At 43.6% G+C, this 24,397-nt stretch carries 24 protein-coding genes; 14 read left to right on the forward strand and 10 right to left on the reverse strand.

Features of this window, described 5'->3' with window-relative positions; translation table 11 throughout:
- Positions 1-104: 104 nt before the first annotated feature.
- From AVL57_RS15705 to AVL57_RS15740, 8 genes are all read left to right on the forward strand, one after another.
- Positions 105-500 (forward strand): hypothetical protein, encoded by a 396-nt coding sequence (locus AVL57_RS15705; RefSeq protein ID WP_057789752.1) that lies wholly within the window; start codon positions 105-107, stop codon positions 498-500.
- Positions 501-643: 143 nt separating this feature from the next.
- Positions 644-1,231, forward strand: coding sequence for a DUF2726 domain-containing protein (locus AVL57_RS15710; RefSeq protein ID WP_013782829.1), 588 nt, complete (start codon positions 644-646; stop codon positions 1,229-1,231).
- Between the two features lie 192 nt (positions 1,232-1,423).
- Positions 1,424-2,122 (forward strand): 5'-methylthioadenosine/adenosylhomocysteine nucleosidase, encoded by a 699-nt coding sequence (locus tag AVL57_RS15715; protein WP_057795931.1) that lies wholly within the window; start codon positions 1,424-1,426, stop codon positions 2,120-2,122.
- Positions 2,123-2,128: 6 nt separating this feature from the next.
- Positions 2,129-3,097, forward strand: coding sequence for a cobalamin biosynthesis protein CobD/CbiB (locus tag AVL57_RS15720; protein ID WP_057789750.1), 969 nt, complete (start codon positions 2,129-2,131; stop codon positions 3,095-3,097).
- A gap of 1 nt (position 3,098) precedes the next feature.
- Positions 3,099-3,935, forward strand: a complete 837-nt coding sequence (locus AVL57_RS15725; RefSeq protein ID WP_231751133.1) for a cobalamin-binding protein — start codon at positions 3,099-3,101, stop codon at positions 3,933-3,935.
- Between the two features lie 47 nt (positions 3,936-3,982).
- On the forward strand, positions 3,983-4,387 hold the full coding sequence (locus AVL57_RS15730) for a rhodanese-like domain-containing protein (protein ID WP_057789748.1): 405 nt from the start codon (positions 3,983-3,985) through the stop codon (positions 4,385-4,387).
- A gap of 156 nt (positions 4,388-4,543) precedes the next feature.
- Complete coding sequence (locus tag AVL57_RS15735; RefSeq protein ID WP_013782824.1) at positions 4,544-4,948, forward strand: DUF2721 domain-containing protein; 405 nt, start codon at positions 4,544-4,546, stop codon at positions 4,946-4,948.
- Positions 4,926-5,507: a GNAT family N-acetyltransferase gene (locus AVL57_RS15740; protein WP_057789746.1), complete on the forward strand. Its 582-nt coding sequence runs from the start codon at positions 4,926-4,928 to the stop codon at positions 5,505-5,507. Before AVL57_RS15735 ends, AVL57_RS15740 begins: the two co-directional genes overlap by 23 nt.
- 92 nt (positions 5,508-5,599) lie before the next feature.
- Here the strand turns inward: AVL57_RS15740 and tyrS are convergent, their stop codons facing one another.
- Entirely contained in the window at positions 5,600-6,799 is a 1,200-nt protein-coding gene (gene tyrS, locus AVL57_RS15745; protein ID WP_057789744.1) for a tyrosine--tRNA ligase, read from the reverse strand.
- A gap of 466 nt (positions 6,800-7,265) precedes the next feature.
- On the opposite strand from tyrS, the gene AVL57_RS15750 reads away from it, so the two are divergent.
- Entirely contained in the window at positions 7,266-8,591 is a 1,326-nt protein-coding gene (locus tag AVL57_RS15750) for an OapA family protein (protein WP_057789743.1), read from the forward strand.
- A gap of 7 nt (positions 8,592-8,598) precedes the next feature.
- Positions 8,599-9,753, forward strand: a complete 1,155-nt coding sequence (locus AVL57_RS15755) for an anhydro-N-acetylmuramic acid kinase (RefSeq protein ID WP_057789741.1) — start codon at positions 8,599-8,601, stop codon at positions 9,751-9,753.
- 15 nt (positions 9,754-9,768) lie between these two features.
- On the opposite strand, the gene AVL57_RS15760 is transcribed toward AVL57_RS15755, so the two are convergent.
- Positions 9,769-11,844, reverse strand: coding sequence for an extracellular solute-binding protein (locus tag AVL57_RS15760; RefSeq protein WP_057789739.1), 2,076 nt, complete (start codon positions 11,842-11,844; stop codon positions 9,769-9,771).
- Between the two features lie 285 nt (positions 11,845-12,129).
- The gene (gene fucP / locus AVL57_RS15765) at positions 12,130-13,461 is read right to left on the reverse strand and encodes an L-fucose:H+ symporter permease (protein ID WP_057789737.1); all 1,332 of its coding nucleotides are present in this window, start codon (positions 13,459-13,461) and stop codon (positions 12,130-12,132) included.
- Between the two features lie 489 nt (positions 13,462-13,950).
- Here fucP and AVL57_RS15770 point away from each other — a divergent pair, with 489 nt between their 5' ends.
- The gene (locus AVL57_RS15770) at positions 13,951-15,270 is read left to right on the forward strand and encodes a carbohydrate porin (protein ID WP_082604826.1); all 1,320 of its coding nucleotides are present in this window, start codon (positions 13,951-13,953) and stop codon (positions 15,268-15,270) included.
- Between the two features lie 267 nt (positions 15,271-15,537).
- Positions 15,538-16,659 carry an alkene reductase gene (locus AVL57_RS15775; protein ID WP_057789736.1) on the forward strand — a complete coding sequence of 374 codons (1,122 nt, stop codon included), beginning with the start codon at positions 15,538-15,540 and terminating at the stop codon, positions 16,657-16,659.
- A gap of 150 nt (positions 16,660-16,809) precedes the next feature.
- Here AVL57_RS15775 and AVL57_RS15780 read toward each other — a convergent pair whose 3' ends face one another.
- Entirely contained in the window at positions 16,810-17,256 is a 447-nt protein-coding gene (locus AVL57_RS15780; RefSeq protein ID WP_057789734.1) for an SRPBCC family protein, read from the reverse strand.
- A 239-nt stretch (positions 17,257-17,495) separates the two neighbouring features.
- On the opposite strand from AVL57_RS15780, the gene AVL57_RS15785 reads away from it, so the two are divergent.
- Entirely contained in the window at positions 17,496-18,458 is a 963-nt protein-coding gene (locus AVL57_RS15785) for a D-2-hydroxyacid dehydrogenase (protein WP_057789732.1), read from the forward strand.
- Here the strand turns inward: AVL57_RS15785 and AVL57_RS15790 are convergent.
- Both AVL57_RS15790 and erpA read right to left on the reverse strand, forming a co-directional pair.
- Positions 18,452-19,024 (reverse strand): glutathione S-transferase family protein, encoded by a 573-nt coding sequence (locus AVL57_RS15790; RefSeq protein WP_057789730.1) that lies wholly within the window; start codon positions 19,022-19,024, stop codon positions 18,452-18,454. The genes AVL57_RS15785 and AVL57_RS15790 overlap by 7 nt on opposite strands.
- Before the next feature lie 124 nt (positions 19,025-19,148).
- Entirely contained in the window at positions 19,149-19,493 is a 345-nt protein-coding gene (erpA, locus tag AVL57_RS15795; protein WP_013782811.1) for an iron-sulfur cluster insertion protein ErpA, read from the reverse strand.
- A 210-nt stretch (positions 19,494-19,703) separates the two neighbouring features.
- Between erpA and AVL57_RS15800 the strand changes: the two genes are divergently transcribed.
- Positions 19,704-20,537, forward strand: coding sequence for a polyphosphate kinase 2 family protein (locus tag AVL57_RS15800; RefSeq protein ID WP_057789729.1), 834 nt, complete (start codon positions 19,704-19,706; stop codon positions 20,535-20,537).
- A gap of 88 nt (positions 20,538-20,625) precedes the next feature.
- On the opposite strand, the gene minE is transcribed toward AVL57_RS15800, so the two are convergent.
- From minE to AVL57_RS15820, 4 genes are all read right to left on the reverse strand, one after another.
- A complete protein-coding gene (gene minE / locus AVL57_RS15805) occupies positions 20,626-20,883 on the reverse strand; it encodes a cell division topological specificity factor MinE (RefSeq protein WP_057789728.1) in 258 nt (85 codons plus the stop codon).
- Complete coding sequence (minD, locus tag AVL57_RS15810) at positions 20,883-21,692, reverse strand: septum site-determining protein MinD (RefSeq protein WP_013782808.1); 810 nt, start codon at positions 21,690-21,692, stop codon at positions 20,883-20,885. Before minD ends, minE begins: the two co-directional genes overlap by 1 nt.
- 29 nt (positions 21,693-21,721) lie before the next feature.
- Positions 21,722-22,477, reverse strand: coding sequence for a septum site-determining protein MinC (gene minC / locus AVL57_RS15815; protein WP_057789727.1), 756 nt, complete (start codon positions 22,475-22,477; stop codon positions 21,722-21,724).
- 297 nt (positions 22,478-22,774) lie between these two features.
- Positions 22,775-24,166 carry a class II fumarate hydratase gene (locus tag AVL57_RS15820; protein ID WP_057789725.1) on the reverse strand — a complete coding sequence of 464 codons (1,392 nt, stop codon included), beginning with the start codon at positions 24,164-24,166 and terminating at the stop codon, positions 22,775-22,777.
- Positions 24,167-24,397 lie beyond the last annotated feature (231 nt).

Genomic DNA, 24,397 nt, shown 5'->3' on the forward strand with positions numbered 1-24,397 from the left:
CCCATCATGTAATGAACATACCTTGTGCAACTATTTGTCTATTGCTCTTATATAGTTAGCCCACTATTATCGATACAAAGAGTGATTACGGGTTAACAAGAATAATGACAAGCGGTTTACGTAAAAGCATCAATATAGTTTTACTTGGCGGGCTAGCAATGGCCAGCCAAGCTTTAGCCGATACTGTGACCACCAACAGTTCATTAGATGCACCTGTTGTTCAGACTTGCCCTGCTTCCTTTTTTGACGTCTCGCTGATGACCAATGCCCGTCAGTGTCAGCAATTCGACGATAGCTTGCCTGCTAGCTTAGTTTATTTTACTAAGCACACACCTAAAGATGTTATTGCCTACTATCAAAATGCCTATCCGCAATTTGTAAAAAAATCGCCGGTTAACCACCGCACCATGCTTGCAGCAATAGATGACTCGGTTCGTATTGTGGTGTCACCGGATAATATGGGCACGCAAGTTGATGTACTTATCATTAGTAAGCCGTAACCTCCCCTAAGTTTTATTTCCGCCTAGCTCCTCTCCTCGTTCAATGTGGCACTGCCTTTGCAATTTCAGTAAAGAACCACAGTGGTGTCAAAAAAAGCGTCATTTTTATGACGCGCATTACACGTTGATATGCGAGGAATATGATGGAACTGGCAATTATTTTAATGATGTTACTTATTGTGGTGGCATTAGGCGCCATAAAATTATCAGATGGTGGCGTAGCGTTTCCTTTTCGCCGAAAGCCACAGCTTTTCACTCCTGTAGAGCACTCATTTTTAAACCTTATTGAACAAGCAATGGGGCGAGAGTTTCGTATCATTTGCCGTGTGCGCTTGAGCGACATAGTGTCAGTAAGGCAATCGGCCAACAAGAAAACGGCCAGCCAAGCTATTTCTAGAGCCTCTTCGCGCCAACTCGATTTTATTCTGGTCGATAAACAGGACATGAGCCCAATATTAGCTATCGACCTTGTGCATAACCAAGGGAAGGAAGGTTACAAAACCCAGCGCGATTGGTTTGTATCTGGCGCATTAGATGCGGCGGGTGTTCCTCATGCGCGCATTAAGGTTAAGTCGGGTTATACCGTCGACGACATTCGTGAATGCCTTGAAAACAAGCTTATTCCTTATAGAAGAATTCAACAAAAAATGTCACAGCTTCCTACGCACAACCCTGAACCGACTAAGCGCCCTACTCGCCCAGTAAGGTCTAGCCGCGCGGCAGCTGCGTAAAATATTACTATTTCCCCCTAGCCTTTGTTGCGCTCCATTATTGCTGTAATAGCAGGTGACAAAGGCTTTTTCCTGTCAGTTTTCCTCATTTCCTTATACAATTCATTACCATATCTATAGCAATTTTTGCTTTCCCCCATATTTGACTAAATCGTTAATGACGTGAAAGAGACTGACATGAAAGAGACTGGCATGAAAAAAATTGGCATTCTAGGCGCAATGGACGAAGAAGTTGCGTTACTTAAAGCTTCACTTTCAAACCTAAAAGAAACCACATGGAAACACTTAACCTTTTATGAAGGCACCCTTAATAATGTTGAGGTTGTGTTGGTAAAATGCGGCATAGGAAAAGTTGCAGCGGCACTTGCCACTACGGTACTTATTGAACAATACGCGCCAGATGCTGTAGTAAACACAGGTTCAGCTGGCGGCTTTGATAAAAGCTTAAACATTGGTGACTTGGTGATTGCCACACACGTTATCCATCACGACGTGGATTTAACCCATTTCGGTTACAAGCTTGGCCAATGTGCTGGCATGCCTGAAGACTACCGTTGTGACAATACGCTAATTGAAGCTGCCAAAACGGCGACGGGCGAGTTAGAAAACATCCAATCTACCAGTGGCCTTATTTGTACTGGCGATTCGTTTATCGGTACCGATGAAGCTGTAGAAGCGTTACGTGAAAGTTTCCCTGATATGAAAGCGGTTGAAATGGAAGGTGCTGCGATAGCCCAAACCTGTCACATGCTTGATGTTCCGTTTCTTGTCATACGTTCGCTGTCGGATATCGCAGGCAAGACATCAACGGTCAGTTTTAAAGAATATTTAGATACTGCTGCAAAACATTCAGCGCAACTTGTTATGGCTATGATTAAAGCGTTGGCGTAACAGTTAATGGAAGCATTGCTGACCCAATCAGCATATCAGTCGGTGCTGGTATTATGGTTGGCAGTTGTTTTAGATGCCGTTTGGCGGTGGCCGCTTAGCAGCCACCCGCTTACCCTTATGCGTTATCTGGTTAGGCAGATGGGGTTTAAAGTTCTTCCCTCTCTAAGCTACTCCCGTTCTCAACATTATATCTCCGGTTCATTGGCGGCCATTGTTTTATTGGCGCCCTTAATCGTTTGCCTTGCCATACTCATATACATGGCCCAATACCCTGCTTTTTTCGAAGCCGTGATCATGGTCGCCTTGCTCGATTTTGCCTATCAGCGCCATCAATTCAGTAAGATTTTAAAAACGGTAGGTAAAAATAAAAAAGTCCTTACCAGAGAAACGGTAGACACCATAGTCGCCCGTGAATGCACCCAATTAACCGATGTAGGTATTGCGAAAGCGGCTATTGAATCGCTATGGCTTAAGTTTTTATATCTATATTGCGGCGTTATTTTTTACTTTATGTTGGCTGGCCCGATTGGAGCGCTCACCTACCGTCTGTTATTGCTCACCTCATGGCAATGGCACTATCGAAATCCTAAAATGGTGCATTTTGCAAAACCGGTGAGAAAGCTTGTTTCTTTGTTAGTAGTTCCCCCTGCACTACTCGGGTGTGTCGCAGTGCTACTTTTCACTCATCCTGTAAAAGGTATTCGAGCGGTAAAACGAAGTAAAGCACGAGATAAAACCTCCCTGTTGCTCGCGCTATTTGGTGGAATACAAAACATTCAATTAGGCGGCCCTGCATTTTATCATGGTCGGAAGTACCGCTACCCTCGCGTGGGTGGTGCCGAGCAAGTAAAGTATTCAGATATGATACGCAGCAAACGCACTATAGTCGGTGCCATGGCTGTAGTTACCGCCATCGCGAGTGTCTTTTTGTTATTAGTCGCAGTACAAACACAAACCCTAAGCGAGGTCTTCTAACGTGAAAAGCGTATTTCACAAGCTGCGCACGCAAGTTGCGTTAATAACTACTACATTACTACTCGTACTAGCCCCTCATTGTGCTTCAGCTAATGAGTCAGCTCCGCGTATTATTACGCTTGCACCTCATTTAACCGAGTGGGTTTATAGCCTTGGTTTAGAAGCGCACTTAATTGGCGTTAGCGACTACAGTAACTTTCCTAAAGAAGCACAGCTATTACCTAAAGTAGCCGACTATCAAGGTGCAGATTTAACACAAATAATGGCGCTACAACCTACCCTTATATTAGCGTGGGAAGGGGGTAATAAGCCGCAAGATTTACACCGCTTAGAAAGCTTAGGTTATAAAGTGTTTCGAGCCAAAATCACCGAAGTTGAAGACATTGCCAGTGAGTTGAAGCGTTTAGGTAAAGTAACTAACACAGAAGAAAAAGCCAATGCGCTCACCAATGCGTTTTTACGCCATCTGGCGGCACTGAGAAACGAGTACGCCACGCCATCAAAGCACAAGGTGTTCTACTACTCTTGGACATCGCCACTAATGACCATAGGTGACAATGCGTGGCCGAATAAGCTGCTTAACGTATGTGGTGCGCAAACCTTATTTGGTGATAGCCCCGTCGATTACCCGCAAGTGTCGGTACAAGAAGTGTTATCTAGACAGCCTTTTGCATTGGTAGCCGCAAGCAAACAGCCAGCGTCCGATCTTGAGCAATTTTGGCATCCCCACCGCCGCTTTATGTCAGCCCCCTTGATTGTCGTCAATCCAGACATTACCAGCAGGTTCTCACTGCGGTTAATTAATGAACTAAAAACACTGTGTAAGGGTATTAACTAGCTCTGCCACAAGGTATAATATTGCTTCGTTTTATCTAAAGGTTTTTCATGCGAATCGTTTTAGTCACGTTTCTCTGCGTTGTTGCAATCACGTTATTTGTTTCGTTGCAATGCACAGCGAAAGCAACCTCTCAAGGATCGGTTGCGGCTTCCCCGTACCTCATTGAGCGGGTGAAAAACAATGACTGGATGCTTATAGACGTGCGTTCTCCAAGCGACTTTGCCGATGGACACATTCCTGGTGCTATCAATATGCCTCAAGAAAACATTAACGACTATCTTACCGAGCTAGAGGGCCATAAAGACAAGCCTATTATTATTTATTGCCAATCTGGCACTCAGGCTAAACTTGCTATGAAGTTTTTAAAAGACTTAGATTTTTCTGAAGTCATGCATTTAGAAGGCGACATGCTGGGCTGGAATGCTTCTCAAATGCCAATTGACAGAATGTAGTTTTCTGTAAAAAACTTCTGTAATTAAAGCCTTTTCAACTGCATTTCGTTTCTAACACCAACTAAACACTCACCTACACTACTATTCACTATCAGACGACAACATCCCTACACTTTTGATACACTGACACGCATTCACTAAGGTGACAGACAATTCATGAAAATAGATCTCGCAACACCCGCCATGCTCTTTCCAGCAATCTCATTGCTGTTGCTGGCCTATACCAACCGTTTTTTAACCCTTGCTACGCTTATTCGTAACTTTTCAAAAGAAGAGCGTGACGACAATACCCTAGCCCAAATCAAGAACTTGAGACTGCGTATTCAGCTTATTAAGCGGATGCAAATTGCCGGGGTTGGCAGTTTCTTTTTGTGTGTCGTCTCTATGCTTGCGATTTACCTTACTTATCAGCAAGTGGGTAATTGGATATTCGCATTAAGCCTAGTCTCCCTTCTGTATTCACTTTGGATGTCGGTAAAAGAAATACTCATTTCTGTAGAAGCATTAGATTTTCACCTTGATGGTATGAAAGAGCAACATGACAGCAGCAAACTTAAATAGCGTTAAATACCTACCTTTAGCGCCCGAACATTTTGATGATGTTATACGCTTAGGTAATGAGGTTCAGGGTGAAAATTACCTGATGCCTGACACATTAAAGGCCATGTACGATAAAAGCTGGCACAACAATATCAATGCTAGCTTGGTAAGCTATTGTGGTAACGACATTGTTGGTTTTCGAATTACCTACGCTCATTCGCAGTGGCAATGTGATAAATGGTGCAGCCCAGAACTTTGGCCGGTGGCACCGGAAAAAGTATGCTATTTCAAATGCAATACGGTATCGCCTGCTATGCAAGGAGTGGGCATTGGAAGTACCTTATTGGCAAAGTCGGTAAGCGCGGCCAAAGCGCAAGGCGCTGAAGCAGGCCTTGCTCATATTTGGCTTTCAAGCCCAGGTAATAGTGCGTTTAAATACTTTAGCAAAAACGGGGGTGAACTTATTAAAAAGCACCCAAACAAATGGCGCTATGAGTCAATCCACGAAGGTTACGACTGCCCTGTGTGCCCTGAAACCTGCGAATGTGAAGGCGCAGAAATGTTACTCCGGTTTTCCTAAAAATCTACTGAAATTAAAAAGCCCCGATAAATCGGGGCTTTTTGGTATTTGCGTTAACACCTAAATACTAAGGCCTAAGCGCTAATACCAAACTAGGCTAACGTAATTCTCGCAAATTTACGTTTACCCACTTGATAAACGTTTTCGCCAGCTTCGGTCAGTACAAGACGAGTATCTTCTACTTTATCGCCGTTAATTTTCACAGCACCTTGCTTAATCATACGCATTGCGTCAGACGTTGAACCTACTAGCTTGGTTTCTTTTAATAAGTTACCAATAGCAATACCTTCTTCGCCAAGTGCAATTTCGAACTCTGGCATTTCATCAGGAATAGCATTTTTCTGGAAACGCTGAATGAAATCTTGATGTGCGCCTTCCGCTGCCGCATCGTCGTGGAAACGAGCGATAATTTCTTTCGCTAGCAATATCTTAATATCACGTGGGTTTTCACCGTTTTCAACGCGCTGCTTAAGTTCAGCTATCTCTTCAAGCGGACGAAAGCTTACCAGGTCATAATAACGCCACATCAAGTCATCTGAAATCGACATTACTTTACCAAACATATCGTTTGGCGCATCAGTAATACCAATATAGTTATTTAATGACTTAGACATTTTTTGAACGCCATCTAGGCCTTCAAGTAATGGCACCATCACAATAGACTGTGGCTTGATACCTTGCTCTTTTTGAAGCTCGCGGCCCATTAGCAAATTAAAGCGTTGATCGGTACCGCCTAACTCAACATCAGATTTAAGCGCTACTGAATCCCAACCTTGCACAAGTGGATACAAAAATTCGTGTATCGCGATAGGTTGGCCATTGTTGTAACGCTTTTTAAAATCATCACGCTCTAGCATACGTGCAACAGTTTGGCTGGCAGCGAGTTTAATCATGCCAGCAGCGCCTAACTGATCCATCCACTCTGAGTTGAAGCGAATTTGAGTCAGTTCAGGATCAAGAATTTTGAACACTTGTTCTTGATACGTTTGCGCGTTTTCTAATACCTGTTCTTTATTTAAGGGCTTGCGTGTCACATTTTTCCCTGTAGGATCGCCAATCAGGCCAGTAAAATCCCCAATAAGAAAAACAACGGTATGGCCTAACTGCTGAAAGGTACGCAGTTTATTGATCAAAACAGTGTGACCAAGATGAAGATCAGGCGCAGTAGGATCAAAACCCGCTTTAATGGTTAGGGTTTTGCCGGATTTTAATTTCTCAATTAAATCCTCTTCGGGGAGAATTTCATCCGTTCCCCGTTTAATTTCAGCTAGCGCTGTTTGCCAGTCTTTCATCGGTTATTTCACACTCTTGATGTTGTAGAATCTATTTTGAGCGGCATTTTACGCGGACATTGGAACCATTAAAAGGTTTCTGCGTCAAAAAGCGGATGACTTGTCGTCACGTTCGTTATTGAACGCAATGGTTGAGGTGTGTTTATTGCCTTGCTATTACTTTAGTGAAGAGCGATAACTCGCATGTGTCTGTGGGGAAGAAGCTGTAACAAACCCTCCATCGCATGGATGCGATGGCGGAGCGCCCATGGATGGGTTTACAGCGTGTTTGTGGAAGCTTCTTCCCCGCGGGCGCAAAAGCGAGTTATCGCTCTCGACCTGCTCAGTCCAACTCAATAAGCAGGAGTTGGACTGCCATTGCGTTCAATAATTAACTTTTGCGCTAAAAAACAATGAGAAAAGTTGCATTTTTGAGCAACTTATGTGACAAGTACATTGCACATAAAATTCTCAAGTAGGTAGTATTATGAGAATCAAACTAGACGCCCTAAAGGCGCTAAACATATTTAAACAATTGCCAAAGCAACACCGAACAGGATTAGCTATTGCTAGTATGTTCTTAGGTGGGCTTATTCTTTTGCCGTCAGACACGGTAGAAGCGAGTCGTCATCAAGATGCTTTGGTACTTGATACCGGTATTCGTTACCCTCTCGATTTGAACATTATGCCGTCAACCGACGTCTTTTCAATCGAAGAAGAGTCGAACTGGCAAACCTATAAAGTTCGCAGCGGCGATACCCTAGCAAAGCTATTTAAGCGTGCGGGTTTTACCTCTCGTGACGTTTACAATGTTACTCAAGCTGGTGACCTTGCTAAAACACTGGTTACCTTGTTACCTGGTGATGAGCTTTCGTTCAAAATTAATAACGACGGTACGTTTGGTGAGCTTAAATATAAGCTTTCTTCTACCGAAACTTTATTCATTCGCCCCGACCCCACCAGTGAAGATAATAGCTTAACAGCCGATCTTGAAAAGCGTGACGTTGATATTCGCTATAATTTTGCACAAGGTGAAATTCATTCAAGCTTTTGGAATGCTGGGGCAACGGCCGGATTAACCAGCAATCAAATTATGAACCTTGCGGGTATTTTTGGCTGGGATATCGATTTTGCGACAGAAATTCGTTCAGGCGATACCTTTAACGTGGTGTTTGAAGAACAATACATCGATGGTGAGTTTGTGGGCTATGGCGACATAGTCGCCGCAGAGTTTACCAACCAAGGTGAAGACTTTAGCGCTATCTTGCATGAAGACGGCACTTACTACACGCCTGAGGGCAGAAGCATGCGTAAGAGCTTCTTACGTGCACCTATTAACTTTAGGTACGTGAGCTCTAACTTCTCCAAAGCACGTTTTCACCCTGTGCAAAAACGCTGGAAAGCACACCGTGGTACCGATTATGTTGCTGCCGTTGGTACGCCAGTTATGGCGGCGGGCGATGGTAAAGTCATTAAGTCAGCGTACGACAAGTACAATGGTCACCATGTATTTGTGCAACACGGTGAAAAATATACCACTAAGTATCTGCACTTTAAAAAACGTGCAGTGAAAGTAGGCGACACGGTAAAACAGGGTCAAACTATTGGTTATTTAGGTAGCACAGGCTTGGCGTCTGGCCCGCATGTTCACTATGAATTCTTGGTAGACGGCGTACACCGTAACCCTCGTACTGTTTCGCTGCCAAAAGCATTACCTATTGCCGCTGAAGAGCGTGAAGCATTCATGGACATTGCCCATGTACGTCAACAGCAGCTTAATAACAACAAACGCATAATGCTTGCAATGAAATAGCCTTCTTATGGCAAAGTATATTGGCCTTATGTCAGGAACTAGCATGGACGGCGTTGACGCCGTCCTTTGCGATATCACTGCCAATAAGTGCCAAACCTTACATGCGGTATCTATTTCTTATCCAGCTAATCTACTTTCTTTACTTCATTCACTTTGCACACCTACTCCTAACGAGCTCAATGCTATGGCAACAGCCGATAGGTTGGTGGCAGAAAGCTTTGCACATGCCGTAAGCGTGTTGCTATTAGAAACTCAGCTTTCATCAAGCGATATCACCGCAGTTGGCTCTCATGGACAAACCATTAGGCACTTCCCGCAGGGAGTTGAGCTTCACAACGACGTTGAGCAAAAAGGTTTTACGTGTCAGATTGGCGACCCAAATACACTTGCCGTACTCACAAATATTGATGTTGTTGCTGACTTTAGGCGCAAAGATATTGCCCTAGGCGGCCAAGGTGCGCCCTTAGTTCCAGCCTACCATAATGCTATCTTCGCGCACGATACCCAGCCAAGAGTGTTGGTTAACATTGGCGGTATTGCGAACATTTCAGTTTTAGCAGCAAAACAAAATACTATTGCTCCTCTTGGCTATGATACTGGCCCAGGCAATACCCTAATGGATGCGTGGGTTAAGCTGCATTTGAATAAGCCCTATGATGACAAGGGGCTATGGGCTAATACCGGTGTAGTAAGTGATGACTTATTAACAACGTTACTTTCCGATAGCTATTTTCATCAAACCGCGCCGAAGAGCACTGGCAGAGAATATTTCAATATAGCATGGTTAACGTCTTATCTTGATACGCTCGCCAATTCACAAGCCTGCACACTTCCCCCTCAAGATGTGCAAGCGACGCTACTAGCGCTAACAGCAACAAGCATTGCCGATGAGATTAACAAGCAAAAAATGCCTATAGGTGCACAAGTCATCGTTTGTGGGGGCGGTGCCTTTAACCCTGTGCTGATGCAACGCATAGCCAACTTATTGCCAAGTTATCAAGTGAGCGACAGCCACAGTATCAATATTCACCCCCAACACGTTGAAGGGGCTGCATTCGCGTGGCTAGCTTTTGCACACAACAATAATATTCCAGGCAACGTACCTGCTGTTACCGGCGCTTCGCGAGAGGCTGTATTGGGTATTTTTTGCCCTGCAAACTAAATGTAAGTGGGAATTTCAGTTGTTATAATAACCAGCGCGCCTCATTACGGCTTCAGATTGGTGTTGCGCTGTTTTTAATGCCTCTTGAATAGTAACTTGCTGCTTCACTGCTAAATTTATCTGAACTCCCACAAGGTAACCGAGCGCCGTAAATTCTGGGATTGGAACAAACTGGCTTCCAGTCGTGGGGACATTAATATTATCAAGCTCAGTTGCTAGCAGTGCGTTGTATTCATAGCTAGCATAAGGAATAGCGTTTATATAGCTGTCACTGTAGGTTGAATGACGAGTGCCAGCTGGCGCTGCGTAATAACCATACTTACCTTTAACCGAAGTAATAAACGCTTTAGAAGTTAACCAATAAGCTAATTGCTGTGCTATTTCTTTATTGTGAGCTAAATGAGGTATCGCGAAATTCCACGACCAAAACCATTGTGCCCCTTTTGGTGTTGTTCCTATTGGCGCATAAGTCACCCCGACATTCTCCGAAACTTTCGAAGAAGAAGGATCTAAGATGTAGCCACCTAATGATGATGCATCAACAAAGAATGCTAATTTTCCGTCAGCAAAGAGTTGCTGGTTATCTTTCCACCCTAAATCGTATTCACCTGGGGGACCGTTGTTTACCGCGATTGAAACATAGTCCTTGATTGCTCGCTCCCACGACCTAGAAGTAAGCAGCGGCTTCATATCTTCATCAAACCAGCTTCCACCGTACGTATTTACCATGGTGCCAATTAATGCCATATTTTGCCCCCAACCTACTTTTGTGCGCAGCCCTACACCATACAGTTGCGATTTGGGATCTTGAATTTCCATAGCAATGGCGCTTAGGTTTCTATAAGTCATCTGCTTGGGCAAACTAATATCAGCGTTCTGCAACAGATCTTTTCGGTAGAAGGTTAGCGTTGTTTCTCCTACAAACGGTAAACCATAGACCTCACCTTCGTATGTATTTGAATGCTTTGCGATGGGTATAATATCTTTCATATCGTAGTTCGAGGGCGGCTCGGGAAAAGGTAACAACCAACCATTTCTGGCCCAAATAGGCACCTCGAAATTACCTAGCATTACTAAGTCAAACTGTGTTTCGTTAACTGCAAAATCTCCCTGTATGTGCTTTCTGAGTATACTCTCCTCCATGACACGCCACTGAATATCTTGCTCTGGGAAAGTCGTACCGCTGTCATTCAAGTATCTAATAGCGGTTTCAATACCATTAATATTAGGCGCACCAACTATTAATTTTCTCTCTGTAACGACATTTTCCGGCTCGATGAAAATACCGTATCGCTTTAATATTGTATCGATGCTTCCATCAGCTTCTAGAGAAGCCAATGCTTGATTGAAACGCGCAATAATTTGGGGGGCGTCGGGCAAGTTTTTCGATATCCCTAAGAAATGGGGATTGCTTTTTCTAAGCGATTTAATGAATTTAAATTTCTGTGATAAGTGGGGACGATGATTAGTTATTGTTTGTTTTGCGCTGTATTCATCTATATAAATAAAGTCAACTCGCCCCCTATCTAACATATCTAACAATGTCGGTAATGATTTGGCTAAGAGTACATCGATATTTTCAGCCTCACGAAGACTCAACGGCAACTGTGCACCGCGTAAAACCCCAAGACGGGAAAGGCCTAAGTTGTTGAATTGTGATATCGAATCGCCTAATTCGGTGTTTAATAAGCTATGAATGTTTCGACTGTTATGGACAAGATAGTTGATGCTCCCACCACGGATAGCATCGGAATATATCATCCCCTCAACACGTACTGTGCTATCGCGAAGTGGAAAAACACCTTCAACTTTTCCGCCGTCGGCGAGATATATCGCTCTAGCATGTGGAAAGAATTCAATTTTGGGGATGTAGCCCATTTTTTCAAATGTAAGGTGAATGACCTCGTTTACGTACCCTTGTTTAGGGTTGTGCGCGCTACTGAATGGACTCGCTTCTGAGGTGGCTAAAGTAATTGTGTTTCGTTGCTCGGCGTAAACGCCAAGTGAAAACGTATAGCTTCCAAGTAGAACCAAAAATACCGAAAAATGGCTGATGATATTTGAGTTAATAGAGCCAGACCAATTATTCATAATCCCAATAGTAGTTGAAAACCATTAAGTTAGTATTGGCATGAACGACAGAAATTACCAGTTAATCTAGTTTTCTGCGCTACTCGAATTTTATGTAATTGGCTTTTTGATATTGAGGCTGCAATCTTATCTACTAGTATTTTTAGTCCACCCAACGTTACCTGCAACTATTAGATCCTTGCTTCTTGTGCCAATCTACTTCGCCGTTCATCTCACATAAAAAAATGCCAGCAAAGGCTGGCATTTTTTTAAATCATGATGAGCATCACTACAGTAAAGTAAGTATTACTTCGCCATGCTTGTCTTCAAATTGTTGGTCTTCAAATCGTCAATGGATACTTTCTGAGGACTTTTAACTGCTTTAATGTCAAACAGTCCATAGCAAGCCACAAATATAAAGCATATAGCAGGAACAATATAAGAAACGACAATACCTGCTGAATCGATAATTGCAGCTTGGAAGAGTGGCATAATTGCACCACCTAAAATAGCCATTACTAAGCCCGCCGCGCCAAGTTTAGTATCTTTCCCTAGCCCTTCTAATGCGATGCCGTAGATAGTAGGAAACATTAGCGATAGACATGCAGATATTGAAATTAGTGCCACCACACCAACGATATTTGGCGATTGTGTCATAACAATACACAAACCTACTGCCACCAGTGACATCACCATAAGCAGTCGTGCTGGGTAGAGATACTGCATTACCCACGTCATCACAAATCGTGAAATAAGAAACACTATCATGCTGTATTGAAGTACATCGCCACCTTGCACCTCGTTACCCCCAATCGCTTTCATGACGTATTGGATAGTAAAAGTCCACACACAGGTTTGCGCGCCTACATTGAAAAACTGCGCCATTACACCAAAGCGATAATGCTTATTCGCCACTAGGCGCTTCAATGATGCTGCGATATCGATATCGTCAGCTTTAGACTCAGTGGCTTCATCCACAGGGGTTTTAATCAAAGCTACGGCAACCCAAACCACTAGAAGTACACACGCCATAGCGACATAGGGGATCATCACTGCATCCAGTTCAGCACCTATAACAGATTTTAGCTCAGTCATAGACATAGCACTTCGCTCTTCAGCTGACGCCTGATTCAGATTAGGTAGTATGAGCGTAGCGGCTAAGAATACGCCAAAGTTTGTCCCTACAGGGTTGAATGCCTGTGCTAGGTTCAATCTTCTGGTGGCGCTTTGCTCGTTGCCCATCGCCATGACATAAGGATTAGCGGACGTTTCCAAAATAGACAACCCACCGGCCATCACAAACAAGGCCATCAGGAAAAAGCCATATGTCATTGTCTGACTTGCTGGGTAAAATAGAAAGGCACCGGCTGCAGCACATCCTAGCCCTACTAGCACACCCGTTTTATAAGAGTATCGTTTATTAATAAAGGCTGCGGGTATCGCTAAACAGAAATAAGCACCGTAGTAAGCGAACTGAACTAAGGCCGATTGTAGTGACGACATAGTAAATATCTTACTAAAGACTTTCACTAGTGGATCTGTCATGTTGGCGGCAACACCCCATGCAGCAAAACACACCGTCAATAGAATAAACGGCAATAGCATATCTCTGGAAACTATAGGCGTTTTAGTTTGCATCACCCCAACCTCATCTTGTAAACAATTTGTTGAGCAATTTAAACAACAAAAAATGTCCATGTCAATAAATCAACAAGACTTATTTAATAACGAACCAGACTACAAAAGTCACAACAAATTCACATCAATGCGATCACTTCAATTATCCATATCATTCCAAATCTTATTAATTCTTTATAATAAACAAGGTTTAAACTGCATTAAAACCTGCAAAAGATACTACAAAAGTCTATAAAAATTGTATGTCCGCACTAACAAAACATCATACTGCCTCACTTCAACCATTAACACCTTTGTAAAATAAAAATAAATAAACATGATTGATTTATTCCTTTAACTGCATTAAATTGCGTTTCCCATACGAAACTGTTAACACGATGTAACTTGAGCTCACTTTGTTCTAGGCGTTGGAAACAAATAGAAACATCGTGATGAGCACAAAGATAAGTGCAAGTTATAAGCACGTTCAATCAACTCTAAGGGTAAGATATGAAGCATACTTTTCATTGGTTAAAGCAAAAAACTTTGGCTTTAAAGCCACTTACACTTACTTCCTGCTATTTATTAGTCAGTTTTTCTTATCCTGCATTTTCTGCTCAAGATACATCGGAATACATAGAATGGCTGGCTAGCTACACGGGAGAAGCCGCTGCTAATGTTGATGGGGGTAAGCGTGAAGGGAGTGCTTATGCTGGTCAATTATTTTTGGGCGCAGAAATAGACTTAGAAAAATTTGCAGGTTGGGAAAATACTAAAGTCCATGTGGCATTTACTAATCGTCACGGACAAAACCTAGCGGCTACACATATTGGAAGCAGTACGTCTGTTCAAGAAATCTATGGCGGCCAAAACTCCCGTTTAGCCAGGCTTACCGTAGAGAAAAGCTTTTTTGACGACCAGCTACAAGTAGAGGTTGGCAGAACCGTGGCAAACATCAGCTTTCTTGGTTCAGAGCTATGTCAGTACTTTCAAACGAATTCTGCCTGCGGTAACCCCACCTTTGTATTTAAAACCAGTAACTTTACATGGTGGCCTGTTTCAAGTTGGGGAGGTCACGCGAAGTACTGGCTTTCGCCTGAAATCTACTTTCATACTGGAGTGTATGAAGAGAACACTCCTCACCAAGATTTGAGTGATCATGGCTTTGATTGGTCAACGGATGAATCTACTGGCGTAGTCGTACCTGTGACATTGGGCTATCAAACTACATGGGAAAATGACGCCTACCCAAAACGCTATGAAATTGGCGGTTGGTATGATGGCGCGGACTATACCGATCCAGCTAAAGATGAGAATGGTAATTTTGCTGCTGTCACCGGTAATGACTATGCAACACAAAATGGGCGCTCTGGTATTTTCGCCCGATTCGAGCAAACCATTTTACGTCCAAATTTAAATTCTAAACGCAGTGTTACTATTTTTGGTGCCGTGTTAGCGGGCACATCTGGTGAGCTCATAGAAGATGAATATATTAAAGCAGGCTTTGTTAAACGCGGTACCTTCACAGGAAGAGATGAAGACACTATAGGCTTTGTCGTCACTCAACAGTTTTACAATAAAGATGCCATTGAAGACCAACGTATATTGCGCGAAGCAAAAGGTGGTTTAGGTCGCCCTGAAAGCAGTCAAACAATGATGGAGTTAAGTTATGGCATTCATATTAATGACAACATACGGGTTCAACCTAACGTGCATTATATAATCAATCCTGACCAGTTTAGCGAGCGTGACCGCCTTCAATCGTTAGATGATGTATGGGTGGTGGGCGTACGATTTGACGTGAACCTTGCAGGGTTACTACTGCGCTAGTTAAAGCCCCCCCTCTCATTTCCACCGCATGGGTCGTCATTTTGATGGCCTTTTTTCTTTTTAGTTTTAGCACTTTTTCATTAGTTAACGCCTCTTTCGGATTACGCTATTAACATCTGCATTACTAACTTCGCAGGGTACCCCTCGCCTTCCTCGCACTCATTTTGCTATTTGTTAGTGCCAATCGGCATATCCTTTCATCTTGAATCAATCCAAGTCGCGTCCATTTCTGTAATCACTAACACACAGTTTTAAAAGGAACGACAAATGTCAGAGTTATCTCTGTTTAAGCCTCTAGAGTGGGCAGACAATACGCTTCAAAACCGCATGGTATTAGCACCAATGACACGTGGCCGTGCAGGTAGTGACCGCATACCTAACAAAATCATGGGCGACCAATACGTACAGCGCGCCGATGCGGGCCTTATTATTACCGAAGCGACAGCTATATCAGAAGAAGGTATTGGCTGGGTAGACACCCCCGGCATCTATACGGATGAAATGGTAGAAGGATGGCGCTCTATTAACGAAAGAGTGCATGAAGCTGGCGGCAAGATTATCCTTCAATTATGGCATACAGGCCGTGCCTCTCACAGTGACTTTCATGACGGCGACCTCCCTTTCTCTGCTTCCGCTATTGCCATTGAGGGTGATGAAATTCACACACCAAAAGGTAAGAAACCTTACGAAGTGCCACGAGCAATGACACAAGATGACATTCGTAGGACGGTTGCTGATTTCAAACATGCAGCGGTTAATGCTAAAGCTGCAGGCTTTGATGGTATAGAAGTTCATGCAGCTAATGGTTACCTGCTGAATCAGTTTTTAGACAGTCGCAGCAATCAACGTAGTGATGAATATGGCGGCAGCGTAGATAATCGATATCGCTTCCTTAGTGAAGTGATGGACGCTGTACTAGAGATTTGGCCTGCAGAGCAAGTCGGTGTGCGTTTATCGCCTAACGGCGTATTTAATGACATGGGTGCAGATGATTTTCGCGATACATTCACTTATGTCGCCCAAGCACTTAATAAGCTTAACCTTGGCTATTTACATGTGATGGATGGCCTAGCGTTTGGTTTCCATGAACGCGGTGAGCCGATGACACTTGCTGAGTTTCGTGCATTGTTCGACGGCATGTTAATAGGTAACTGTGGTTACACCCAAGAAGAGGCAGAGAAACGTATTAGCGACGGTGATGCCGACATGATTGCTTTCGGGCGACCTTGGATCACTAACCCAGATTTACCGACACGGTTTAAAAACAACTACCCGCTGGCGGCGTTTGATGACCCATCTACATGGTACGGTGGCGGTGAAGAAGGTTATACTGACTACAATACTTACCGCGAAGAAAGCGGCAAAGCAGCCATGGAGTCTTTAACCTAAATAATAGAGTTAACCTAAATAAGGGTAACCTAATTTATAAGGTTAACCTCACTACTGGTGCAAATATCTTGTAATCAGTTAATAAAAAGCAGTCATTTCATGACTGCTTTTTTTATATCTTTAGTAATACTGTTCGCTAGTAATAGCGCACTAGTTAAACGCCACTTGTTTATCGGCTAATACTGCAAGCTTTTCTAGGCAAGACATCCATGCATATTGATGCTGGTCGCATTCTTCTTGGTTATTGAAACCACTATGAATTAACGTTAACGCCACTTCTCCTTCGCGCGTTTCTTCAAATAAAATTTCCACTGAGCTCATGACGGTTTCTTCTACGCCATCTTCCCACGCCCAAGAAAACACAAGCTTCTCGTTAGCTAAAATAGTCACGTATTCGCCAGTTAGTGCGATTTCTACCCCGTTGGGTTCAAGCAATTTTATGCGATACCTTCCGCCTTCTTTAAAGCTACTCATTATTTGCGATACCTTACAATTACCCGGCGCAAACCATTCAGATAAGTATTCAGGTTCGTGGAATGCTGCAAACAAAAAAGAGATGGGCGCATGAAGGGATACATTCAGGGTAAATTGAAACATGTTACGTCGCCTGTAAAAAAACCTAGAGCCTTGGTAAGTTTAGGCCCTAGAAGAAAAGGATTCTAGGTTGTTATCGGCTATGTTCGACATTTTCTTTAGTTCGAGCGGTAGCGTTGCCTTATGTGAATGATTATCTTAGGGTATCCTCACTAGCAGTATCTATTCTGCGTTAACTATTTAAGCTATGTATTCGTGTGCTAATTGTAAAAGCCACCAATAAAGATTCTTAAGGCTCACTTATGTCAACTCAATCGCCTACACTCAACGTCTCTATTCTCAGTGAAGATGCCAATGCACTAGCAGAGGAAATAGCAAATGCATGGCCCACGCCTAATACTTTGCATATCTGCCAAGCCGTTACGACTTCTGAACAAATTAACCCTGACGAGGTTGAGGTATTACTTGCCGCTCCTAATTTGGCGGCTAAAGTTATCGACCAATGCTCGGGCTTGAAATGGTGTCAATCCACGTGGGCTGGCAATGCACCGCTGCTTAATTTGGACAAAAGCGATTATATACTCACTGGCGTAAAAGGTGTGTTTGGAAAACTAATGCGCGAATATGTGTTTGCCTACCTTTTGCAATACGCTCGCAATATTCCAGCGTTCGCGCATAACCAAAATCACCAACCCCCAATTTGGGAAGAAAGTCCTCGCGCGCCTCTTACGGGTAAAACCCTTGGCATTTTAGGTGCAGGTTCAATAGCCCAAGCACTTATTCCCGTGGCCAAAAGCTTTGAAATGAAAGTAATTGGCTTAACGAGAAGCGGTCAAGCGATAGAGGGATTCGATAACGTCTATGCAGCAACTGACTTGCTCAAGTTTACTCAGAAAGTCGATCATGTAGTAAACCTGATGCCAGATACCCCCGCGACTACAGGGGTATTAGACCAAGCTTTCTTTGAAGCACTAAAGCCACACAGTGTGTTTATCAACGCAGGGCGTGGAAGTGCGATTGTCGATGATGCGCTTCTAAACGCATTAGATAGCGGGCAACTGCGAGCCGCCGTTCTTGATGTATTCACCCAAGAGCCCCTGCCAGAGCAGCACCCGTTCTGGAGCCACCCCAAGGTGGTGATTACTGCACATACTGCGGCAGTATCATCACCTGAGGATGTAGCTGGCGTGTTTGTTACAAACGCAACACGCTATATGGCCAACGAACCGCTTCTATATCAATTTGATTTTAACAAAGGCTACTGACGGGGATCGGTAGCGGTTAACTCTATACGGTCGCGGTGTTTTTCATGGAATTCCAGTAACAAAGGATAGTCTTTAAAACTGTGCAATTCTCTGAATAGCACCCAATCTACCATTGAGTACAAACATATTTCAGGATACGTCCAGCCACTAAAACCACCCGCTTCGAGCTGCTTAGACAGTGATGAAAAAACCGATTCGATACGTTCTTTTTGCAAACGAATGATGAGCTTATCTTGATTGATATCGATATCAGAGCGCTTAAGTAGCATCAATTGCACGAATGAATCGTTAGCTGCGTCTATCAGAGTAAGCAGGTTTTCTTCCTCCCATGACAGAGAGTCATGGTCGAGTTTGCTCGCCAAATAGCTATAAATAACTCTAGAATCAAAAATGAGTTGCCCATCGTCTTCTAGGCAAGGCACTTTCAAGGTGGGGTTTCGTGATGCGAGTAGCGCTCTGTCTTCCCCAGAGAATATTTGTAAATCGAGGAATTCATGGGGCGTGTTGGAAAGTACTACGCGAATTCGACGTACAAATGGAGATGTTACCGAACCATACAGTTTCATAGCTTCAACCTGAGTGAATTTATTTACACACTTAGTTTAGCCATAAAATTAACGAGGAGAAAAGCACTATACTGTAAAGGCGAGACAAGCATACACCAAGATGCGGTGTACGCCCGATAATCATTTACACGCTGAAACTAGCGCCGCATCCACAGGTAGTGGTTGCATTTGGATTTTGTACTAAAAAGCGTGACCCTTCTAAACCTTCAACATAATCAACAACGCCGCCCACTAAATATTGCAAGCTCATAGGGTCTACCACTAAGGTAACGTCATCTTTATCAATTGTCATATCGCCGTCGTTCACCTTCTCATCAAAAGTGAAACCATACTGAAAGCCTGAGCAACCGCCTCCAGTAACATAAACCCGCAGTTTTAACGCAGGATTTTCTTCTTCCGTGATGAGCGCTTTTACTTTTGTCGCCGCTGCATCAGAGAACTCAATTGGCAACGCCATTTCTACAGACATACTCACCTCTTCATTAACCATGTGCACCTGCACGCATTAGCGTACACGCATCGATAACCCAATTATCTAATACTTGAGTAACGCTATCAACTATTGGGGTGAAACTAACTGAAACAATAGCTAGTGCCTTTCATTTAGCATGAAAATAAGTGGCGACATGGACACTCATGGCCTTAAGGCATACTCTAAAAAGAAACCGACGGGACTAACATGACTTATTCAGTATCTTCTATTTCCCCTCAAAATCGTAAGCTTAGGCTGCCAGAAGGAGCACAAGCACCCGCTATTGATGAACATGAACACTACAAACAGGCATTGAAGAGCTGGCAAAAAAAGTTACTCCATGCTCAACAGGCTTACTACCACCAAGGCCGACGCGCAATTATTGTATTTGAAGGATGGGATGCCTCAGGAAAAGGCGGCGCGATTAGAAGGGTGACCGAAAAACTCGATCCTCGCGGTTTTCGAGTTCACCCCTTTGCCAAACCTACACCAGAAGAGCAAGGTCGCCATTACCTTTACCGGTTTCAAACTCGGCTCCCCACACCTGGCAGGCTTGCCATTTTCGATCGCTCTTACTACGGTCGAGTCATGGTCGAACGCATTGAAGGCTTCACACCACAACCTGCATGGGAAAGAGCCTTTCAGGAGATTAACGAGTTCGAGCGACTATTAATTGACGACGGCGTGACAATTATAAAACTCTTTATGCATATTTCAGCAGCCGAGCAATTAGAGCGCTTTGAAGAACGCTTAAGTAACCCTTACAAACGCTGGAAGCTTACCGAAGAAGATATACGAAATCGTGGCCGACGGGATGACTACATTACTGCCATAGAAGAGATGTTTGATAAAACCGATACTCAAATGGCGCCGTGGCATGTGATACAGGCTGAGCATAAATGGTTTGCTCGTATTAGCGTGTTAAAAACCATTGTTGAGGCGCTGAGTGAAGGCGTGACAGTAGAACCACCGCCAATCGACCCTACCGTGGTGCATTTAGCGAAGCAGCAACTTGGTATAACGTTAGACCAAAGCAAATAAACGACAGCAGTTTACCCATGTCTTGTTACCAAAACATGGGTAGCATTATTTATGGCAAGTCGTTGGCTCTGGGAAGCTTAGATGAGCTCTAGTTTTCAGGCAAGGTAACGTTTAGTTCTAGCACGCTACAATCGTCACTGCTTTCCAACTGTACCGATACTTGGTCATCTGCAATGCTCACATACTTGCGTATCACCTGAATGATTTCTTGCTGCATCATTGGCAGATAATCAGGCTCAGTACGTTTGCGTCTTTCATGCGCAACAATAATTTGTAACCGCTCTTTGGCCACGGCCGCAGTGCGCGGCTTTTCCTTTTTCTTGAGTAGGTAATCGAAAATACTCATTACTTGCCTCCTAGCAGGCGTTTAAAGAACCCTTTCTTCTCTGCTTCTAGAAATCTATGTTCAATGGTTTCACCTAACAAACGGCGAACGGCGTCTGAATATGCCTGACCTGCGTTAGCTTCTAAATCTAGAATAACTGGCTGACCTTGGTTAGACGCCTTAAGTACCGCTTCTGATTCAGGAATAACACCCAATAATGGTATGGCTAAGATTTCTTCAACGTCAGCAACGCTCAGCATTTCTGCACTTTCTACTCGCTGAGGGTTGTAGCGGGTAAGCAATAAATGCTCTTTTACCGGCTTTCCTTGTTCAGCGCGCAAAGACTTACTTTGCAAAATACCTAAAATACGATCTGAATCACGTACCGAAGATACTTCTGGGTTAGTAACCACGATAGCTTCATCGGCAAAATACAATGCCATTTGGGCGCCTTGTTCTATACCCGCTGGCGAATCACAAATAATAAAGTCGAAATCTTCTTTCAACTCGTTAAGTACGGCTTGAACACCATCGATGGTAAGCGCGTCTTTATCACGGGTTTGCGATGCTGGCAGAATAAACAAGTTGTCGGTACGCTTATCTTTAATAAGCGCTTGTTTCAGTGTAGCTTCTTTATTTATCACGTTAACGAAGTCGTAAACCACTCGGCGTTCACAGCCCATGATCAAATCAAGGTTACGCAAACCCACATCAAAGTCGATCACGACGGTTTTATGACCCGCTAAGGCTAAACCTGTACTGATAGCCGCACTTGAGGTGGTTTTACCAACCCCACCTTTACCCGATGTTACTACGATAATCTTTGCCATTTTTAATTCCTTGTAGAATACGTTAACACTTAGGCGATAGGCTCAATGCGTAACGTGTCCTCTTCTAAATAGATTTGTGCGGGCTGTTTCCAGCATGATGCTTTTACGGTTTCATGCATAATGAATTGCCCAGCGATTGAAATAAGTTCTGCATCTAACGACTGACAAAAAACGCGGGCATGCACGTTGCCTTTTACGCCCGCCAGAGCTCGGCCTCTAAGTGTGCCGTAAACGTGAATATTTCCATCTGCAAGTACTTCTGCCCCTTCACTTACTGCCGCGGTAATGACCAAATCACCACCTTCAGCATATACTTGCTGCCCTGAGCGTACCGGGCGGCTAATAACCTTTACTGGTTTAGTGGCAGGTGCTGGTGTTGGCACTGGTGAAGAAACTGGAGTGGATGCTGCAGGCTCATTCGCGGCCTGCTCTTTTAACGTGGTGCTTTCAGGTTTTGTGGTTTTCAACGAGCTTTCTGTAAATTTACTTTGGCTAACATCCGCTAAGCCCAAGTCGTTGATGATACTTCTCAGAGGCCCTACTTCACCGCGTACAGCCATAGGTTGAAGTTTAAAGCGTCGACACAATGCAACGAGCAACTCGAACTCGGTTGCATTCAGTGATTTGACTAAATGCAAAATTAGCGATGAACGAGTGAAAAACTGGGGTGCACTATTTACCTTTTCAGCAAGCTGAGATTCAAAGGTATCTGGATCAAAATCGATCACTTCTAACACGATGCTGGTTAGTGTGGTGCCCTTCATGCGAAAGCATGTATCTGTCATTAATTATTCCTGAGTAATTTTTATTGCTCAACTGCCCAACCATGAGGGCTTAAAGCGAGTATGCACTCTATCAAATTCCGCTTCATCGGCAATAGGCAAGCGCTTAACAAGCGCACAACTGCTCACAAAACAATCACAATCTAGCATTCCTTTGCACTAGGCATCTAGTATCGACCAAAAATAACATTCGAAACCCATAAAAAAAGCGTGGAGCGCCACGCTTTGTAAATCAACATTTTGTCCATAGAGCGTTTCAACCGGCGTATCAAAGCCAGTTTCAACACCCTATTAACAGCCTTAACGCTGAATTTCAGTCAGTTTTTTAGGATCTAACAACGATTCCAATTCAGACCTTGGCAAGTCAGTCATCGCTTCAGCAACATCGATAACAGGCATTTTATCTTTGTAAGCTTTTTTCGCTATTTCTGCGGCTTTCGCATATCCAATGATAGGGTTAAGCGCAGTCACTAAAATAGGATTTTTCGCCAATGCTTTCTCAAGGTTTTCTTGGTTGACTGTAAATCCTTCAATGGCCTGTTCGCCCAACAGCACACAGCTATTCGACATTAGCTTAATACTCGACAGCAAATTATCGGCAATCATAGGTAGCATAACGTTAAGCTCGAAATTACCCGACTGCCCCCCTATTGTTATGGCTGCATCGTTCCCTATCACCTGCGCCGAAGCCATTGCCACCGCTTCGGGTATTACTGGGTTCACTTTGCCCGGCATAATAGATGACCCTGGTTGTAATGCGGGTAGCGATACTTCACCTAAACCGGCAAGTGGCCCTGAATTCATCCAGCGTAAGTCATTTGAAACTTTCATTAAGGTAACCGCGAGAGATTTTATTGCGCCAGATAAGGTTACCGCAGTGTCTTGCGAACTAATTAATGCAAAGCAATTCTCAGCAGGGGTAAATGCGATGCCAGTAAGCTCAGATAGCTTACTAGCAAAGGTTTCAGCAAAGTCAGGATGTGCATTTACACCTGTGCCCACTGCTGTTCCACCTTGCGCTAACGTTTGAATGGCGGGTTGAAGCATTTTTACTGTTTCTAACTGCTGGCTAAGCTGCGCAGACCATGCCCGTAAACTTTGATCCATCCTAACCGGCATAGCATCCATTAAATGTGTACGGCCCGTTTTGCAATAGTCAGACACTGAATTCGCTTTGGTATCTATAATATCAATTAGCCTAGTAATAGCAGGGATAAGCGACTCTGACACTTCAATGGCGGCACTTGCATGAATAGTTGTGGGAATAACATCGTTTGAGCTTTGCCCGTTGTTCACATGATCGTTAGGGTGAACCACTCCCCCTTCACGTTTACCCTGTCGTTGATTCGCCAAGTTAGCGATAACCTCATTGGCATTCATATTTGTGCTAGTCCCCGAGCCTGTTTGAAATATATCTACAGGGAAATGCTGCTGTAACTCAGGGTCACTCAGTAATGTGTCACAGGCTTGTTCGATAGCGTCGGCAATGTCAGCATCAAGTGTATCGAGTTTTCTATTCGCAATTGCAGCGGCTTTTTTAATTGTCACTAGGGTGCGAATGAAAGTAAGCGGCATTCGCTCACCACTTACTGGAAAGTTATTGATTGCGCGTTGTGTTTGGGCGCCATATAACGCATCGCTAGGGACTTCTAACTCCCCCATGCTGTCACTTTCTGTTCGGGTATTTGTCATAACTATCCCCTTAATCTGAAGAAATCAATCTTACTACTACTCTTGCCTACTTCGCCCTGCACGGTTTGGATCCTTATTTTACCTTTCAACAACAGTGCTTCTATCAATGTAATCATCAAAGTCCACATGGATGCATTTATAGAAGCGCTGCCCAATACATGTAATTTATAAGCGCTGAAGATGAAGATTGACAGATTACTATTGAATGATAATAATTACCATTATCATTAT

Origin of the sequence: Alteromonas stellipolaris, from assembly GCF_001562115.1 — a bacterium.
Classification (GTDB): Bacteria; Pseudomonadota; Gammaproteobacteria; order Enterobacterales; family Alteromonadaceae; genus Alteromonas; species Alteromonas stellipolaris.